Source organism: Vibrio sp. 1288, from assembly GCF_033344475.1.
Map to the genome: position 1 here is coordinate 1 of NZ_JAWPOX010000551.1, position 688 is coordinate 688.

Below are 688 nucleotides of genomic sequence, written 5' to 3' on the forward strand. Positions count from 1 at the left end.
GCTTTTTGAAGTCTTCGCTCACAACAGCTTTGATCAAGAGGTAGCGCAGCCAACTGCTATTGAATCTCCATCTGAGTTAGACGACTTTGATGAATCAACGATGGCTAACTTGCTTGCAGATGAGCCAAGTGCTGAAGCGTTTGATGGCAAGCTCGACAGCGACACCATTGCAAGTGCAGGCATGGATTTCGAAACCATGTTGGATGTCGGTGATGACTGGGATGGTTTTAAGCCAGCATCAGACATGCCTGAACCATCGGTTACGGAAGAAGTCCCTGAAGACCAGCAAGAAGTGTGGAGTTCGAGCGAAGCGCTGACTCAACCTGAAATCGCGCAAGAGAACTGGGCCGAGCAGGAAGATCTTGATGACTTTGACCCTAAGAAAAATCAGTTTATGACTATTGATGAACTGATGGCTCAAGTGGACAAAGAAGGTGGTGAGTTTGAAGAGCAAGAACTGATGCTCGATGTCGGTTTGAATGAGTTCCCTGATGTGATTGGTGATATCGGTGACGTTGATGTAGATACCAATGCAGAAGCAGCAGGTAAGTTGGACCTTGCTAAAATCTATCTTGAAATGAACGATCCTCAAGGTGCGATCAAACTGTTAGAAGAGGCGATAGTTTACGGTGAAGATGACATTCGCCGAGAAGCGAAAAACCTCATCGATACCATAAACGGTCGATAA

The 688-nt window shown here is 46.1% G+C and carries 1 protein-coding gene; it reads left to right on the forward strand.

The features are described 5' to 3' along the window. The coding region (locus tag R8O11_RS27975) for a FimV/HubP family polar landmark protein (RefSeq protein WP_318194966.1) at positions 1 to 688 on the forward strand (688 nt) is incomplete at its 5' end.